Source organism: Ignavibacteriales bacterium (assembly GCA_020635255.1).
GTDB lineage: Bacteria > Bacteroidota > Ignavibacteria > Tepidaquicellales > Tepidaquicellaceae > JAEYVS01.
The window spans coordinates 1,374,895-1,389,898 of the sequence record JACKAC010000001.1; the positions used below are offsets into that span (position 1 = coordinate 1,374,895).

14 protein-coding genes and 1 other RNA gene are annotated in these 15,004 nt (G+C 39.9%); 8 read left to right on the plus strand and 7 right to left on the minus strand.

The genetic code is table 11. From position 1 onward, the window contains the following. Window positions 1-15: 15 nt before the first annotated feature. The gene (locus H6614_06185) at window positions 16-705 is read right to left on the minus strand and encodes a CADD family putative folate metabolism protein (protein ID MCB9243244.1); all 690 of its coding nucleotides are present in this window, start codon (window positions 703-705) and stop codon (window positions 16-18) included. An 81-nt stretch (window positions 706-786) separates the two neighbouring features. Further along, window positions 787-3,696 carry an aminomethyl-transferring glycine dehydrogenase gene (gcvP, locus tag H6614_06190; GenBank protein MCB9243245.1) on the minus strand — a complete coding sequence of 970 codons (2,910 nt, stop codon included), beginning with the start codon at window positions 3,694-3,696 and terminating at the stop codon, window positions 787-789. A 137-nt stretch (window positions 3,697-3,833) separates the two neighbouring features. Between gcvP and H6614_06195 the strand changes: the two genes are divergently transcribed. The 8 genes from H6614_06195 (at window position 3,834) to H6614_06230 (ending at window position 10,226) form a co-directional block, all read left to right on the plus strand. Then, on the plus strand, window positions 3,834-5,093 hold the full coding sequence (locus H6614_06195; protein MCB9243246.1) for a histidine--tRNA ligase: 1,260 nt from the start codon (window positions 3,834-3,836) through the stop codon (window positions 5,091-5,093). A 1-nt stretch (window position 5,094) separates the two neighbouring features. Continuing rightward, window positions 5,095-5,520 carry a hypothetical protein gene (locus H6614_06200; GenBank protein ID MCB9243247.1) on the plus strand — a complete coding sequence of 142 codons (426 nt, stop codon included), beginning with the start codon at window positions 5,095-5,097 and terminating at the stop codon, window positions 5,518-5,520. Then, a complete protein-coding gene (locus tag H6614_06205) occupies window positions 5,501-6,298 on the plus strand; it encodes a prolipoprotein diacylglyceryl transferase (protein MCB9243248.1) in 798 nt (265 codons plus the stop codon). The genes H6614_06200 and H6614_06205 overlap by 20 nt, the downstream gene beginning before the upstream one ends. A gap of 77 nt (window positions 6,299-6,375) precedes the next feature. Further along, complete coding sequence (gene rpmH, locus H6614_06210; GenBank protein MCB9243249.1) at window positions 6,376-6,537, plus strand: 50S ribosomal protein L34; 162 nt, start codon at window positions 6,376-6,378, stop codon at window positions 6,535-6,537. Window positions 6,538-6,567: 30 nt separating this feature from the next. Then, window positions 6,568-6,915 carry a ribonuclease P protein component gene (locus H6614_06215; protein MCB9243250.1) on the plus strand — a complete coding sequence of 116 codons (348 nt, stop codon included), beginning with the start codon at window positions 6,568-6,570 and terminating at the stop codon, window positions 6,913-6,915. A gap of 133 nt (window positions 6,916-7,048) precedes the next feature. Next, entirely contained in the window at window positions 7,049-7,306 is a 258-nt protein-coding gene (gene yidD, locus H6614_06220; GenBank protein ID MCB9243251.1) for a membrane protein insertion efficiency factor YidD, read from the plus strand. Continuing rightward, window positions 7,299-9,221 (plus strand): membrane protein insertase YidC, encoded by a 1,923-nt coding sequence (yidC, locus tag H6614_06225; protein MCB9243252.1) that lies wholly within the window; start codon window positions 7,299-7,301, stop codon window positions 9,219-9,221. The genes yidD and yidC overlap by 8 nt, the downstream gene beginning before the upstream one ends. 21 nt (window positions 9,222-9,242) lie before the next feature. Next, the gene (locus H6614_06230) at window positions 9,243-10,226 is read left to right on the plus strand and encodes a glycosyltransferase family 9 protein (protein ID MCB9243253.1); all 984 of its coding nucleotides are present in this window, start codon (window positions 9,243-9,245) and stop codon (window positions 10,224-10,226) included. Here the strand turns inward: H6614_06230 and ssrA are convergent. The 5 genes from ssrA to H6614_06255 all read right to left on the minus strand — a co-directional run bounded on the left by ssrA (window position 10,224) and on the right by H6614_06255 (window position 14,962). Continuing rightward, window positions 10,224-10,581, minus strand: a transfer-messenger RNA (tmRNA) gene (gene ssrA, locus H6614_06235). The genes H6614_06230 and ssrA overlap by 3 nt on opposite strands. 94 nt (window positions 10,582-10,675) lie before the next feature. Further along, window positions 10,676-11,047 carry a hypothetical protein gene (locus tag H6614_06240; protein ID MCB9243254.1) on the minus strand — a complete coding sequence of 124 codons (372 nt, stop codon included), beginning with the start codon at window positions 11,045-11,047 and terminating at the stop codon, window positions 10,676-10,678. A gap of 2 nt (window positions 11,048-11,049) precedes the next feature. After that, window positions 11,050-12,426, minus strand: a complete 1,377-nt coding sequence (locus H6614_06245; GenBank protein MCB9243255.1) for a dipeptidase — start codon at window positions 12,424-12,426, stop codon at window positions 11,050-11,052. Window positions 12,427-12,506: 80 nt separating this feature from the next. Continuing rightward, window positions 12,507-13,961: a tetratricopeptide repeat protein gene (locus H6614_06250; protein ID MCB9243256.1), complete on the minus strand. Its 1,455-nt coding sequence runs from the start codon at window positions 13,959-13,961 to the stop codon at window positions 12,507-12,509. Between the two features lie 23 nt (window positions 13,962-13,984). Beyond that, entirely contained in the window at window positions 13,985-14,962 is a 978-nt protein-coding gene (locus tag H6614_06255; protein ID MCB9243257.1) for a substrate-binding domain-containing protein, read from the minus strand. Window positions 14,963-15,004: the final 42 nt, after the last annotated feature.

A 15,004-nucleotide genomic window follows, 5' to 3' on the forward strand; every position in this document is an offset into this window, starting at 1 on the left:
ACTTAAACAGTTTTATTAATTGTTACAGTAGTTATCATAAATTCCATCGAGGAACGACCATTGTAATGAAGCTGCTTCGTCTGCTGTTGTTACAACTCTGTCCTCTTCTTCTTTTGTTCCGCATCTCTCGAGTATTGCATTCAACTCATCCTGTGAGTGATAAATGTCAGCTTCCTCGTGTACTTTAAAATATTCGATCGACTCGTAATTATCTATTCCGTAGAACTTTTGCAAACCATCGATCTTTGTTTTGGATATTTCAGGAACTTGAGACTCATAAGCATACAGTGCGGCGAGTCCAAGTTCTATCTCAGGCGAACGTGTAAGCTCATACATTCCATCGACGAGATATTCAGTTTCTCTAAGAGGTGTAGAGTTTTTGATCTCTTCCTCGGTAAGACCCAGGCTCTTTGCAAAATTCATCCAGAGTTCAGGATGATTATTTACACCTGTTTTATATCCTTCTTCATCGGCAAGGTTCTGCATAAGCATATCCCTTGTCTTTCTGTCATCACAATTTGAATGAACACTGCTTACAAAACGCGGAAAATGTTTAACAAAGTGATAATATTGTTTTGCATATTCCTTTAGTTCGTCCTGTGTAAGCTTGCCTTCGTTCCATTTCACATAAAAGGGATGCTTTAAGAGGCTTTTATCCTCAATTACATTTTTAATGTCGTCAATGAAATTTTGTCTATCTGTCATATTTTAATAAATTATTTAGTTACCTGAAATTAACTAATAAAAATACGAATTAATGAAGTAAATTTAAATATTAAAAGAAGCCTAATTTACAGGCTCTTCCTTTACATCCTCTTCAGCATATTCATTAATATCTATACAACTGCAGACGAGATTCCTGTCACCGTAAGCACTATCTATTCTTCTTACTGATGGCCAGAATTTACTGAATTTCGTATGCTCTGTTGGAAATACTGCCTTTTCTCGTGAATAGGGGTGATCCCAATTATCGACAGCAATACTTTTTGATGTATGCGGGGCATTTTTGAGCACATTATTGTCCTGAGGATAAGTCCCCTGCTCTATCTCCCTTATCTCTTCCCTTATCGCTATCAAAGCGTCGCAGTACCTGTCGATCTCGGCTTTCGATTCGCTCTCGGTCGGCTCGACCATCACCGTACCCGGTACAGGGAACGAAACGGTTGGCGCATGGAATCCGTAGTCCATAAGGCGTTTTGCAATGTCCTCGACTTCTACTTTCGCCGTATGCTTAAATTCTCGGGCATCAAAAATCAACTCGTGAGCAACCCTGTCATTTTTACCTGTGTAAAGAGCTTTAAAATAATTTTCCAGCCGTGATTTCATATAATTTGCATTCAGTATCGCAACTTTAGTGGCATCTGTTAATCCTTCAGCTCCCATTAGCATTATATAAGCATATGAAATTATCAAAATGCTGGCGCTCCCCCACGGAGCTGCTGACACCGGTCCAATAGATTGTTCCGTACCTATTTCAGCTAACGGATGACCCGGAAGGAATGGTACGAGATGAGATGCAACTCCAATTGGTCCTACACCCGGTCCGCCTCCGCCGTGCGGAATACAGAACGTTTTATGGAGGTTCAGATGACATACATCAGCGCCGATCAAAGCAGGGCTGGTTAGGCCGACCTGTGCATTCATATTCGCACCGTCCATGTAGACCTGACCACCGTTGTCATGGATTATTTTACATACCTCCTTTATGCTCTCCTCAAATACACCATGCGTTGACGGATATGTTACCATAAGCGCGGCGAGGGTATCTTTATACTGTTCGGCTTTTTGACGCAGATCATCTACGTCAATATTGCCATTCTCATCGCATTTAACGACCACAACTTTCATTCCAGCCATGATCGCGCTTGCCGGATTAGTACCGTGAGCGGATGAAGGAATGAGACAAATATTTCTCTGTGACTGTCCTATGCTGTCCTGGTAAGCTCTTATTACCAGCATACCGGCATATTCACCCTGCGCACCGGAATTTGGCTGTAACGATACCGCCGCGAATCCGGTGATCTCGCAAAGATCCTTTTCCAGTTTATTTATAATTTCTAGATAACCTATTCTCTGATCGGCGGGAATGAACGGATGCATTTCCGAAAACTCCTGCCAGGTAATACCGGCCATTTCCGTACCTGCATTTAGCTTCATAGTACATGAGCCAAGCGGTATCATTGAATGACAAAGTGAGAGATCCTTATTCTCCAGCATTTTAAGATACCTTAGCATTTCCGTTTCCGAGTGATATACATTGAATATCGGGTGCTCGAGAAATTTGCTCTCCCTTACAAGACCGTTGGGAATCGCAAGCGAGCTGTCAGCCATATCATCCATCTTTACACCTTCATTACCTGAAGCCTCAGCAAATATAGAAATGATGTCCTTTACCTCGGAAATATCCGTTACTTCATTTACTGAAATACCAATCGTATTACCGGAATAAACAAAATTATACCCTTTATCTAAGGCTAACTCGAGTATTTTATAGCGCCTGTCGGCATGTTCTCCGGAAAGATCAATACTTAGAGTATCAAAATAAAATTCATTACGCTGTTTGTAACCGAGTTTCTGAAGGTTTCTATCAATCAGCATTGCAAACTTATGTATGCGCAACCCAATCTCTTTAAGTCCCGCTGCACCATGATAAACTGCATACATTCCCGCTATAACAGCAAGGAGCACCTGCGCGGTGCAGATGTTACTAGTAGCTTTTTCTCTTTTGATGTGCTGTTCCCTGGTTTGCAGAGCCATCCTGTAGCCGGGATTTCCGTCAGCATCGAGGGATGCACCGATTATCCTGCCCGGGATCATGCGTTTGTAATCGTCCTTTGTAGCAAAGTATGCTGCATGCGGACCGCCGAATCCCATAGGGACTCCGAATCTCTGCGTAGTACCGACAACAACGTCGGCTCCAAACTCTCCCGGGGGCTTGAGCAATGTCAGACTCAATAGATCTGCAGCAACACAAGTATAAATTCCCTTTTCTTTCGCTTCTGCAAAAAGTGAAGTGTAATCCTTCACACTTCCATCCGCAGCAGGATATTGAACTAGTATTCCGAAAACATCATCCGTCAATTCCATCTTATCATCTTCAACAACTCTTACTTCTATCCCAAGATATTTTGCACGTGTTTCAACTACCGCAATCGTTTGCGGAAAACATCCGCCGCTTATAAGAAAAGTGTTTCCCTCTTTCCTGTCCCTTTTTTTCAATTCATTAAACATCAGCATAGCTTCAGCCGCCGCTGTTCCTTCATCGAGGAGAGACGCATTAGCAATATCCATCCCGGTTAGCTCCATCACCATCGTCTGGTAATTGATGAGCGCTTCAAGTCTTCCCTGTGATATCTCAGCCTGGTAAGGAGTGTATGCAGTGTACCAGCCCGGGTTCTCCAGTATGTTCCGTTTTATTACTTCAGGTGTGATCGTGGGATAGTAGCCCAATCCAATGTATGAACGTAACACTTTATTTTTTGATGCCAGCTTCTTCAGATTCTCAATAAAACGGTATTCACTGACTGGTGTATCGAGATTCATTTTTTTTGTCATCCGTATATCAGCAGGAACAGTTTGGTCTATCAGTTTATCGAGTGATTCAACACCGATAGCTTTAAGCATTTCTTCTACATCGTTCGCATCGGGTCCGATATGACGCGAATCGAACTTCTCTTTTCTAAGGTTGGATTGCATGTATTGGGAATATGTATTTAATTTATCCTCTAATATAAAACTATTCTTATCGAAACTAAATTCCAAAATCCATGACTTCCCCGAAATTCCGGACTTTTCTCCTTTAATATGATTCTTATTCAAATTATTTTAACCGGATGAGCATTCAGAAGCCAAAAGGCACATATGACATTCTCCCGGATGAAGCCCGAAAAAGACAGTTTATTTTCAGGGAGATAAGGATAATACTGGATAGGTATAACTACTCAGAGATCCTTACTCCGGCATTCGAAAAAACGGAGCTTTTTGTGCGTGGAATTGGTGAGGAAACCGATATTGTTTCTAAGGAAATGTACACCTTCAATGAAGGCGAATTCACTCTACGCCCCGAAATGACGGCTCCGGTTATCCGCTCATATCTAGAGAACAGCCTCTACAACGAGTCCCCTCTTAAAAAGCTTTATTATATATGTAATATGTTTCGCCGGGAGCGGCCGCAGAAAGGCAGGTACAGAGAATTCTGGCAATTCGGCGTGGAAGCCATAGGAAGTTCGGATTTCCTCATGGATGCAGAGATCATTGCAATTTCCATGGAGATACTTAAGCATTTTGGTATCAAAAACCTCGTTACAAAGGTGAACACCATCGGTTCAGTTAAGGAAAGGGCAAATTTCCTTGCAAAATTACAGGAATATATGAATAAATACAAGAGCGAGCTTTCGCTCGACAGCCAGAGAAGGCTTGAAAAGAACCCTTTACGCTTACTGGACACCAAAAATGAAAAAGAGATAGAGATATTACAGGAAGCGCCAATTCTTTACGATTATCTCGAACAGGAAACGAAGGATAATTTTAAAAAACTCCTGCTTTCTCTCGATTCTTTAAAAATAAGGTATGAGGTAGATCATAGCCTTGTAAGAGGGTTCGATTATTATACCGCGACAACATTTGAGGTCTTATCGGATTCGTTAGGCGCGCAAAATGCCATCCTGGGAGGTGGTAGATATGACCTTCTCGTCGAGCAATTAGGAGGAAAACCCACTCCGGCTATTGGATTTGCCTGCGGAATAGAAAGGCTTATGATGATGATGGATTCGGAAGCTGACGGCGGTTATATATACCCCGATGAAAACAGGTTAATGTTATATATTGCTACATATGGTGATGAAGCTAAAGAGAAGGCTATCGGCATTTTACAGCAGCTGCGGGATAAAGGTTACAAATGCGACACTGATTTTTTATCAAGAAGTATTAAGTCGCAAATGAAGGAGGCAAATCGGCTTAACGCAGAGTATGTTATAGTACTTGGAGAGAATGAGTTAAAGGAAAATAAGGCAATAATTAAGAGGATGGCTGATGGAGCAGAAGCAAATATTGGATTGAGTACGGAAGAGATCATTAATAATCTAAACACCTGATATGAGAACCAAGCAGGTCAGACCGGATACACTGGAATTTGAATTTGAACTGTACATCTCCCGGGAATTCGACCCGACGAGGAAAGAAGAGTTCATACTATTCGACTTCCGTACAGTGAAAGTGTTCGAGAACTTCACTTATAAGATAAACGTGGATGCGAGCGCTGATGCGGACGCAAAAGTGCTTGAATTTAACGTAGAAGGCCTTTCGGCTCCCGTTATTTCTCTCTCACGAAGCGGTACGGCTCAATATGCATACAGGTTCTACGAGTTCAAACAGACAGAATATACTTTGAATTTATACAAACAGAAAAGCGATAAAAACCTGTTCAAGTTCAAAATACTCAAGCACGAGATAAAGATCACCCGCCAGCCAAAGAACAAATTCATCAAAGTTATCCCCCAACGTGTATCCGAAGCTGATTGAAATAGGTCCTGTACCGATATACAGCTATGGGCTCATGCTGGGAATAGCATTCCTGGTGGGCAGTGTAATACTCCGCCGAGAACTGGTACGAAAGCACCTCGACGAAAACCTTGCTATCAATATTACATTTATTTCACTCGTAGCCGGAATAGTCGGTTCGAAACTATTTTACATAATAGAAGAATGGAATTTCGGTGACGTTCCGCTGTCTTCACTCCTAAAAAGCGACGTACTCTTCTCCCCTTCCGGGCTGACATTCTATGGAGGATTGATATTATCCATAGTTGTTCTGATAATATTCTGCAAAGCAAAAAAGCTCAAAGTACTTGAGATATTTGACTGTATGGCACCGGCAGCTGCGCTGGCATACGGAATAGCGCGAATAGGATGTCATTTATCGGGAGACGGAGATTACGGTATAAGGGTAAACGGCACAATGTGGGAATTCATCGGTTACAGCTACGCAAATGGAACAGTCCCGACTCCACCCGGCGTACTGGTACATCCCACTTCGATATATGAATTTGTTATCGGTATCGGCATTTTTCTCTATTTGTGGAATTATCAAAAAAACTCAAAATTCAACGGTGATGTGTTCTTCCGTTACCTGGTATTAAGCGGTATTGCAAGGTTATTCATAGAGATCATAAGGTTAAATCCAAGAATTATTTTCGAATTATCCCAGGCACAGATAATATCGATAATTATGATAGTTTTAGGAGTAGTGATGCTGATAATTCTGTCAAAAAACACAACTAAAAAGGGACAGACAGCCTGAAAATCTTCCTTGTAAATTACAAGCAATACTCGTAAATTACACATTTACTAAAAATTAGATTTTAAAATACAGTATATATGAAAAGAACATTCCAGCCAAGCGTAAGAAAAAGGAAGAATAAGCACGGATTCAGGGAAAGAATGTCTACGAAGAACGGCAGAAAAGTACTGGCAAGAAGAAGAGCTAAGGGACGCAAGAAGCTTACAGTAAGCGACGAATTTGTAAGAAGGACTGATTAACCCGCATAATAAACGGGTAAAATTATTATTATGGCTAATAACGAGACAAACGGCACCCGGCGCAAACTAGAACTTAAGAAAACACAGATACTCCGCGGATTCGATGCTTACAAAAGAGTTTTAGAGAACTCTCGCATTTTTTCGACCGATCTTTTATTAGGCTATCTGAATACAGAAAATTTAGATGAAGTTTCAAGCCCACTTACTACAAAGGATACAGCCCCAAGAGAGCTGACAAACCTTGTCAAAGTGGGCTTTATTATTTCCAAGAAAAAGGTAAAGAAAGCTACGATGCGAAACTACGGAAAGCGTTTGATGAAGGAAGCATACAGGCTAAACGGAGATTTTTTTTTAACCTTTCCGGTACCGGCAATATAAACATTATCTTTTCTTTTTCGTCTAACGGAATAGAAAAACTGGCGGAAAAGAACATTAACTTTGAAGATCTTAAAGACGAAATGAAGATCCTCCTCAGTAAGATCTTAAAAAGCATCGGCACCCAGAATATACAATGACATATATACTAATTTTTTTCATACGACTTTATCAGAAATTCATTTCACCTTTCCTGCCTAAATCATGCAGGTATTACCCTACTTGTTCGGAGTATTTTATTATTGCTCTTAAAGAGCGGGGCTTTTTTGTGGGATTCGGGCTGGGTGTATGGAGAATACTCCGGTGCAACCCGTTCGTTGAGGGAGGATTCGACCCGGTGCCGCACAAACATCATCATCATAAATCAACAGAGAAAACAGTAGTAAATGGATAAACGGTCTATATTAGGTTTTGTATTAATTGCAGTGATATTAATGGCGTGGCTTTATTGGTCAAATTCACTGCAGAACGATAAAAACCCGCAGAACAAGGTTGACACGACATCACAGGTTCAACAAACACCCGATACAAGTAAGCAACAACAACCGCCCGCAGATACAACAAAGAATACATCGGATACAACAAGCATTTCCGATTCATCCAAACAAGTTACCGAGCTTGTACAGGAATATGGAGCAATTCTTTACAGCAACTCCTCGAAGTATGCCCAGCAAACGGGCGGTACACCGGAAAAGATAATCACCATAGAGAACAGTAAAGTATCGATGGAGTTCAGCAATTACGGCGGAACAATACGAAAGTTTATCACTAAGGACTTTAAAACATGGAACGGTGAGCCGGTACAGCTCGTTGACTGGAAATCAGGCAAGGAACTGCACATGCTTTTCACTTCCAAAGACGGCAGGACCATAAGCACCGAACAGCTGGTATTCAACAGCGATTATCCCGAATGGGAAACAGTAAACGTACAGGATAAACAGAATTACCAGCTCAAGTATTCACTCTTTGTAAATGGTGACAGTACTCAAAAGATCGTTAAAATTTATACTTTTAAGCCGGATTCTTATGAGTTCGACGTTTCGTTCGAGCTGTATAATTCGGACAAATTTATAACAGGTTCTAAATACCAGATAGTTTGGGGATCCTCCCTCAACCTTACGGAGTACAGGAGTGACGATGAAGCCAACTTCGCTGAAGCATTTGCTTACATGGGCGGAGAACTGGTTACATTTAATGCTGATGATTTTGATAAGGTAAAGACAGAGGACCTCAACGGAAATACGGATTATGTAAGTTCTAGAAATAAATACTTTGGTGTATTCCTTATACCCAGTGGACCGGATGGAAGAAAAGGCGATGGTGCATATCTTTCAGGTAATAAGTTTCACCTCCCAGACGAAGGATTGAGAGAAGAATATTCTATCGCAGTCAAGATGGATATTAAAAATGACCAGATGGATAAGTCAGATTTTATTGTTCTTTTGACACCTCTTGATTACCAGATACTGAAGTCGTATGACATGGATCTACAGCTCACGATGAGGTTTGCGCTTGATTTTATTGTAAGACCGATTGCCCAGTATTTCATAATACCAATTTTTAATTTTATCCATTCGTTCGTACCCAACTATGGCTTTGTAATCATCATCTTCGCATTCTTAATGAAGATACTGCTGAACCCGCTGACAAAGTCACAGACTGAATCTATGAAAAAGATGGGACAACTGAGCCCTAAGATGCAGGCTATCCGCGAGAAGTATAAGGATAACGCAATGAAACAGAATGAAGAGATAATGAAGTTGTATAAAGAGGAGAAGATTAATCCGGCTGGTGGCTGTCTGCCGATGCTCTTACAGCTCCCAATATTATACGCATTATTTGGCGTGTTCAGATCCACTATTGAATTAAGACAACAGCCATTTATACTTTGGATACACGATCTCGCCTCTCCGGATGTGATATTCACATTACCATTTAAGATTCCTCTATTTGGAATCAGCCAGGTATCCGGACTTGCACTTCTGATGGGTATAACTATGTTCGTGCAGCAAAAGATGACTGTGACCGATCCGAAGCAAAAAGCTATGGTGTATGTCTTCCCGGTATTTCTGACTTTATTGTTCTTCAGCTTCCCGGCTGGACTTAACCTTTATTACTTTACCTTTAACCTATTATCGATTGCTCAGCAGATATATAAGAATAAATTCGGTAAAGAAGAGGATCCGAAAGATAAAAAGCCGGGTATTATGAGTAAGCTATGGAATAACGTTAAAGAGCAAATGCCAAAGCTTCCTGATGCTGAAGAAATGCGAAAAATACAGCAGGGCAGAAAGCCTAAAAGAAGATAATTCGTTCAGTTATATTCGGATATGGATAACATACCGAAAGAGACAGATGCTCCAAAAATACTCATAGTTCAGATCGGAAAACTGGGTGACATGATACTTACTACTCCCCTGTTTTCCAATCTGAAACTCCTTTATCCAAATTGCGAAATACATGTCCTCGCCAGCCAACTGAATTACGAAATTCCACTTTACCATAAAGACGTCCAAAACACTCATATATATATAAAAGGCTCACTGCGGACGATTCCGTTATTGATGAGATTGCGGCAGAATAGATTCGATTATTGGATAGATACGAAGGTAGAATACTCAAGAACTTCAAGAACTCTTGTCCGTTATGCAAAGCCGATACGATCCCTCGGTTATAACAATGATGATAACCTCTTCGACATCGACCTGACTGAATACAAGATCGGCAATCATGCTGTTGAAATAAATCTTACACCACTAAAGGTTCTTGCGCCTTTTTTTACAATTGAGAGTAAACGCCCAACTTTATTCATACCCGGCAAAGCAAAGGAGAAAGTAAAACCATTCCTGAATGAAATACCCGGAAAGAAAACTCTTCTGAATATCTCCGCCGGAAAAACAAATAGGATCTGGGGCAGAGAAAAATGGAAAAAACTGCTGGAGCTTTTTAATGAGGACGATGAATGGAGCATAATAATAAACGCATACGGGTATGATGACAAAGAAGTTGCTAAAATACTTATCGAACAGGTCAAAAACAAAAATATCTATTGGTATTCAGGCGAATATATGGAAATTGCAGAAATTGTAAAATATTGTAATGCCGTAATATCTGCTGATACATCTATTGTACATATGGCATCAGCTTTTAATGTACCCGTTGTGGATATGTTTACTAATGTAAAGTGGAATATCGAGAGATTTGCTCCCCTCTCTGATAAAAGCGAGATAATTGTATCGGAAGATAAGGACTCCCTTAAAACAATAACGCCCGAAATGGTATTCCGGGCGTTCGAAGAATTGAAAATATCTTAGTGGAAATGCCGAGAGTCGAACTCGGGTCCGAAGTGAAGCCAATTAAAACCTCTACATGAATATCCTGCCATTGAATCTTACAATGCTTTGCCCGGCAGGCGAACCGCCGCATTGCCAGTCCGTTTATCTTGCTTAAGTTACCGGACACTCACTTAAGCCAGCCTATCTATTTTGACACCTTATCCCTATCCAATAGGCGGAGACGTGGGTAAGATGAAGCTGATTATTTTATTAAGCAGCTAAAGCGTAATTGTTATTATCGCCAATTATGATTGTTCCGCCGTTTAATGTGTCTGCGGAGAACACAGCATGCAGTTTTAATCCTCTTTCACCCCGTCGAAACCGTTGCATTCCCATAATCGAAAATATATTATATAATCGGCTTATTTGATATATTTTAAAAGAACTTAGATCAAACATTTAAAACAATACGTAGCTAATGTTAGTTCCTATGAGGTCTTTATGTTAGAAGAAGTTTTTACATTTGGTGTATTCTCTTCTTCTTTAATTACCTCTTCCTCTACAGCCGAAGTATGTGTATCTGCCAGCACAGCTTTTTTCTTGAAATTACCCCCGTATAAAACACCAACAGGAATTATAACACAGTACCCGATAACCAAAAGTATCGGAGAAAGTACAGTTGCCATAAATCCGTCTACTGTACGGTCGGATGCCATTAACATGTATCCTATAATAATAACCACAATACCCAGCCCTATAATGCTGTAATTCATTGTGTTGAGAGAAAGATGTAAATGTTCCTCTTTTTTGCTCTTTTTACTTTTCAGCTTTTGTAAATTCGATGATTTTACTTTAGCCATGATTATTTATTAATTTTTGACAATTCGTCGTAATAGTAAGATATGGTTTTTATTCCCTTATAGAAATTCCTTAAATCAAAATTTTCATTCGGAGAATGTGTATTTTCTGTCGGTAATCCAAACCCTAGCAATATCGTAGGTGCTCCAAGGAGGGTCTGAAAGGTCTCTACAACCGGAATAGAGCCGCCTTCGCGCATAAATATGGGGTCTTTTCCGTAGGCTTTCTTCATCGCAGTAACTGCAGCTTTCATTGCTTCCGTATCAATCGGTGTAAGCGCAGGTTTAGCGTGATGCATTCCCTTTACTTCTACCTTCATTGTCTTTGGAGTAATACTCATAACATAATCTGTAAATTGCTTTTCAACTTTTAGCGGATCCTGATCGGCAACCAGCCTCATTGAGATCTTCGCCCCGGCTTTTGACGGGAGGACTGTCTTTGCACCTTCACCCTGGAAACCGCCCCATATACCATTACAGTCAAGTGTCGGTCTTGCAGAATCTCTTTCAAGTGTCGAGTAGCCCTCTTCACCGAAGACTTCTTCTATATCAAGATCTTTTTTGTATCCTTCCTCGTCAAAGGGTAACTTAGTATATTCTTCTCTTTCTGCGGAAGTCAGCTCAAGCACGTCATCATAAAATCCGGGGATCTGTATCTTTCCTTTATCGTCCTTTAATTTACAGATTATATGTGCAAGGGCATTAATAGGATTATCTACAGCACCTCCGAAACTTCCTGAATGCAGGTCACGATTAGGACCAGTGAGCCTTACTTCCATATAACATAATCCCCTTAATGCATAACATATTGATGGATGTTCTTCGCTATGCATCGACGTATCGGACACAAGTACATAGTCACACTTCAGCAGATCCTTGTTATCCTTTATGAACTGGTCGAGATGCTCACTGCCGATCTCTTCTTCCCCTTCCGATATAACTTTAACGTTGACCGGAAGTTTTCCATGCGTTTTGAGATGAGACTGGATGCTTTTTATGTGTATAAAGAATTGTCCTTTATCATCTGTTGCACCCCGCGCATATATCTTGTCCCCCTTTATTATTGGTTCAAAAGGCGGGTTAGTCCAAAGATCAAGCGGGTCTACAGGCTGTACGTCATAGTGTCCGTAAACAAGAACCGTCGGGGCATCATCCCCTGCGTGAAGCCAATCTCCGTAAACTACGGGGTGACCGGGTGTTTCAAATATTTTGACGTTTTCAAGTCCCGCTTCCTCCATTTTAGACTTAACGAATTCAGCAGCTTTTTTGACGTCACCTTTGTTTTCAGGATTTGTACTAATAGAAGGTATTCTCAAGAACTCCATAAGCTCATTAAGAAATACATCCTTGTTATCGTCTATGTATTTAATAGTATCTTCCATCAATAAAAATGCGATTATATTAATATAATCGCATAATTTAGTTATTTATTATCAAATATTAAACTAAAATCAGAATGACATTATTGTCCGTCCGGTGTTTTATTAGTTTCTTCCGGAGCATTACCCATGTTTTGCAGTATTTCAAGATTTTTTTGTGCATCCTCATTACCTGGATCTAGTTCAAGCACTTTCTGGTAATCAGCAACTGCGCCATCTCTGTCTCCAAGTGCCTGCTTTGCGCTTCCTCTTAAAAGATATGTTATTGCATACTCGTCGTTAATAACTATAGCATCATCGAATGCCTTTATAGCATCTTCATATTGTCCCATGTTAAAGTATGCAAGTCCCTTATAAATTATTGCATTTGTACTTCCAAGTTGTTCTGCTTTAATAAAGTGTGTAAGTGCGTTGGAGTAATCCTTATTTGTAAGGTATGAATCTCCATATTCCAGCTCAAGCCTTGAAGATTTTGGATCTCTTGCTATACCCTTTTCAAAAGTAGCATATGCTTTGGGAAAATCTCCCAGTTTCTCATATGTTTCAGCATATATTATATAATCATCCGGCTCGAAATAATCATCCGGAACTTTCTGGAAAAATACGATTGCTTCGTCGTACTGTTTCTGTCCGCTCTTCACATATCCTTTATATTTAAAAGCTACCACATTGTTTGGGTCTATTTTGAGCACTTCGTCAAGTACTTTATCGGCTTCATCATATTTTCTCTGACCATATAGTATTTTTGCCTTATATGATAAGCCATCCAGATCACCCGGCTTTAATTTATTATACTCTTCTATTGCATTAAGAGCTGCTGTATAATCTTCGTTGTAATATAAAAGTTTTCCAAGCTGTAAATAAGCATCGGCAAATTTCCTGTCAAGCTGTACAGCATCCTGGAACTCTTCGACTGATTCCTGGAATTTATTTTGTACAAAATAAACATTTCCAAGCCCATAATGAGCCGCCGCGTTGTCTTTGATCTGGAGAGACTTACTATAATTATCCAGCGCTGCAGGAATTGCTCCACCATAAAAATATGCATCTCCTAGTCCGGCATATACGTCAGCGTTATTCTTGCTTATTGTTGTTGCCCTAGTTAAAACGACAACAGCATCTTCCAGTTTACCCGCTTTAGAAAGATTTCTTCCCTGGGCTATAAGTATGGAAATATTTTCATCATTTGCTTTAGCCGCTTTTTTATAATAATTATTGGCATCGTCATATTTCTTTTGGTAACTGAGTAAGTCACCCATGCCCTTAAGGGCTTCCCAACCTTCATCATCATCCTTCAGTGCAACTTTATAATACTTTTCGGCATCCTTTAAAGAACCTGTTTCGAATAATGTCTTTCCATACCAGTAATTTTCTTCGTAACCGTCTATTTTTCCCGCACTCTTAAATAATCCAAGTGCAGTAACATAATCTCCACGCTTTGCAGCTTCGATCGCCTTGTCAACTTGTGCAAAGACTCCCGTCTGGAATATTAAAACCAGGACCGTTGCTGTAATAATGTTTCTTAACACATTCTTCATTTTAATATATTTTTATTTATAACTTAATTTATTTGTATAGTTCTTACAGGCTGTGTCACAGGGACCATACCTTCTTTTAATACTACCTTTTGCCCATCTTTGTTCAGCAAAAATGTAATAAAACCTGAGGCAAGACCGACCCCTTTTTCTGTGGTAAAAATGTAAACAATCCTCCTGTATGGGTATTCCTGATTAAATACCAACCCCTGGTGGAATTGTTTGAAGTCAGCCTGGAAACCATTTGGATAGATTCTAGAGATCCTTAAAGCCTTTACGGTTGTATCCAGAATATCCTGGTTACTTGTTCCCATCCATCCGAGATTTGATATTCCAATAGCATTATCATTCTTTCTGATCTCCTCCAGCATTTGAACACTGGTTGAGCATATATTTGCCTTTGACGAATAATCAGCACCGCTAAGTACTGTGTCCTTTACATAGCTGTACATGTCCGAGTTTGGTCTTTGAATAAATAGCTTTATATTAGCATTTTGACCTGTCATTTTCGACTTTAATTGGTTGTTCTGTTCCTGATCTTGTGTTATAATCTGGTCCCAGCGTGTATATTCACCGGTGAATATCTTTTTAAGGTCCTCCGAGGTTACTCTCGAAAGCGGATTATTTGGATTTACGATAAAAGCAATTCCATCAACAGCAAACTCATACTTTTGGATCTCTATCTTATTATCCTTAATTGCTTTTTGTTCTTCCTCTGTAAAATCACCAACTGTAACAATAAATTTTGTTTCACCATTAATAAGTTCTGCTGTAACATATCTGCTAGGAAGAAATTTAAGTTCGATATTAGCCTCTTTATTGAGCCTTTCAAACTCAACCTCTTCCTCTAGCATCATTTTTTTTATGGTTTCATCTGATGTAACAGCCAAGTCACCGGTTGTTGCCTGAGATTTTATCTCACTAAAGTCGCAACCGGATATACTTAATGCAGTGATAAAAATTGCGGAAAATAAAAGGGAAGTAAATTTAATTCTATTTAGCATTTTTGATTAATTTCTCTCGCTCCACTCTCAGTTTCTCTCTCA

Bases quoted from the DNA above. Each gene is read 5' to 3' on its own strand.
- gcvP (MCB9243245.1), bottom strand. From the start codon at position 3,696: ATGCAATCCAACCTTAGAAAAGAGAAGTTCGATTCGCGTCATATCGGA.
- H6614_06230 (MCB9243253.1), top strand. From the start codon at position 9,243: ATGGATAACATACCGAAAGAGACAGATGCTCCAAAAATACTCATAGTT.
- H6614_06250 (MCB9243256.1), bottom strand. From the start codon at position 13,961: ATGAAGAATGTGTTAAGAAACATTATTACAGCAACGGTCCTGGTTTTA.
- yidD (MCB9243251.1), top strand. From the start codon at position 7,049: ATGACATATATACTAATTTTTTTCATACGACTTTATCAGAAATTCATT.
- rpmH (MCB9243249.1), top strand. From the start codon at position 6,376: ATGAAAAGAACATTCCAGCCAAGCGTAAGAAAAAGGAAGAATAAGCAC.
- H6614_06255 (MCB9243257.1), bottom strand. From the start codon at position 14,962: ATGCTAAATAGAATTAAATTTACTTCCCTTTTATTTTCCGCAATTTTT.
- H6614_06200 (MCB9243247.1), top strand. From the start codon at position 5,095: ATGAGAACCAAGCAGGTCAGACCGGATACACTGGAATTTGAATTTGAA.
- H6614_06240 (MCB9243254.1), bottom strand. From the start codon at position 11,047: ATGGCTAAAGTAAAATCATCGAATTTACAAAAGCTGAAAAGTAAAAAG.
- H6614_06245 (MCB9243255.1), bottom strand. From the start codon at position 12,426: ATGGAAGATACTATTAAATACATAGACGATAACAAGGATGTATTTCTT.
- H6614_06195 (MCB9243246.1), top strand. From the start codon at position 3,834: ATGAGCATTCAGAAGCCAAAAGGCACATATGACATTCTCCCGGATGAA.
- H6614_06215 (MCB9243250.1), top strand. From the start codon at position 6,568: ATGGCTAATAACGAGACAAACGGCACCCGGCGCAAACTAGAACTTAAG.
- H6614_06185 (MCB9243244.1), bottom strand. From the start codon at position 705: ATGACAGATAGACAAAATTTCATTGACGACATTAAAAATGTAATTGAG.
- yidC (MCB9243252.1), top strand. From the start codon at position 7,299: ATGGATAAACGGTCTATATTAGGTTTTGTATTAATTGCAGTGATATTA.